2 protein-coding genes are annotated in these 1,805 nt (G+C 71.9%); both read right to left on the bottom strand.

The genetic code is table 11. The features are described 5' to 3' along the window. A partial coding sequence (locus HW577_RS24485; protein ID WP_232475221.1) for a S41 family peptidase occupies nt 1-1,258 on the bottom strand: 1,258 nt, incomplete at its 3' end. Nucleotides 1,259-1,403: 145 nt separating this feature from the next. Beyond that, nucleotides 1,404-1,805, bottom strand: a 402-nt coding sequence (locus HW577_RS24480; RefSeq protein WP_198378703.1) for a murein hydrolase activator EnvC family protein, incomplete at its 5' end; no start/stop codon positions are given.

Here is a 1,805-nt window from a genome sequence, read left to right as displayed (position 1 = left end):
AGTGTGACTGGAGCTCGGGCGCGTGCTCTTCCGATCTCGGCGGCGCCGCGGCCTGGGGCTGCTGCTGCTGCTGGCCGGTGCCCTCGTTGCGCAGGGCGCGGCGCAGGTCGGCCTCGCGTTCCCGGCGCGCGGCGGTGGCGGCCTGCGGGTCCTCCCGCGTCGCCAGCACCTCGATGTCGGGCTCGATGCCCGTCGCCTGGATCGATCGGCCGGACGGGGTGTAGTAGCGCGCCGTGGTCAGCCGGATGGCGCCGTTGCCCGGGATGGGCATGACGGTCTGCACGCTGCCCTTGCCGAAGGATTTCACCCCCATGACGATGGCGCGGCGGTGGTCCTGCAGCGCGCCGGCGACGATCTCGCTGGCCGAGGCCGAGCCCGCGTTGATCAGCACGACCATCGGCAGCCCCTGGGCGATGTCGCCGCCACGCGCGTTCCAGCGCTGCGCGTCTTCCTGCCGGCGTGCGCGGGTGCTGACGATCTCCCCCTGGTCGAGGAAGTCGTCGGAGATCTGCACCGCCTGGTCGAGCAGCCCGCCCGGGTTGTTGCGCAGGTCGAGCACGAGGCCGCGCAGGTTGTTGCCCGCCTGGCTACGGATCTGCTGCATGGCGCGGCGCAGCCCAGCTTCCGTCTGCTCGTTGAAGGAGGTCAGGCGGATATAGCCGATGTCGCCGCCCTCGACGCGGAATCGCACCACCTGCGGGCGGATCACGTCGCGGGTGATGGAGAGTTCGATCGGCCGTTCCGCGCCTTCGCGGCGGATGGTGATGCGGATCGCGGTGCCGCGCTCGCCGCGCATCTGCTCGACCGCTTCCTGCAGGCTCAGCCCCTGCACGGAATTGCCGTTGAGATGCGTGATCAGGTCGCCCGGGCGGACGCCGGCGCGCGCGGCGGGCGTCTCGTCGATCGGGCTGATCACCTTGATGTAGCCGCCTTCCTGCGTGACCTCGATGCCGAGGCCGCCGAACTCGCCGCGCGTCTGCACCTGCATGTCGCGGTACATGCGCGGGTTCATGTAGGAAGAATGTGGGTCGAGCCCGGTCAGCATGCCCTGGATCGCGTTCTCGATCGCGTCGCGGTCATTGACCGGCTCGACATATTCGGCGCGGATGCGTTCGAACACGTCGCCGAACAGGTTCAGCAGCCGGTATGTCTCCGCCCGCCCGCCCTCCTGCGCCCAGGCGGCGACCATCGGGCCGACCACGACACCTGCCGCGAAGGCCGCGCCCACGGCCGCGAACGTCCCGCTCCTGCGCCGCATTCCACTTCCTTCCATTCGTTGCGCCATTCCTGGCGCCGTTCGTTGCGTCTCGGTCCGCTCGGGGCGCTCGCCCCTGGCGCGAAGTCACATCCTACAGCGCAACGCGGCCCGAGGTGCACCCCCGAAACCGCGCCGAAACTCGCGGTTACCCGGCGCCCGACCGGGTTCCGGCCAGCCAGGGCCTTGGGTCAAGCGGCTGGCCGTCCCGCCGCAACTCCAGATAGAGCCGCGCGCGGCCGCTCTCCCCTTCCGCCATGACGCCCACCGGTTCCCCGGCGAGCAGCCGGGCGCCGGCCGCCGTGTCGAGCCTGCCGAGCCCCGCCAGCACGACATGGTGGCCGTCCGCGCATTCCACAATCAACAGCAGGCCATAACTTCGGAAAGGACCGCTGAAGACGGCCCGGCCGGGGCAGGGGCTGACCACCCGCGCGCCGGCCGGCGCCGCGATGGTCTGGCCCCGCGCCGGCCCGGCCTCCGCCGCTTCCCCATAGGCGCGGACAACCCGGCCCGCGACGGGTTGGGCGCGCGCCCCGGACCCCGGCGTCGC

The organism is Neoroseomonas rubea (assembly GCF_016106015.1).
In the GTDB taxonomy this organism is placed as follows: Bacteria; Pseudomonadota; Alphaproteobacteria; order Acetobacterales; family Acetobacteraceae; genus Neoroseomonas; species Neoroseomonas rubea.
The sequence above is the reverse complement of the archived record's forward strand: the minus strand, read 5'-3'. Positions and strand labels throughout refer to the sequence as shown.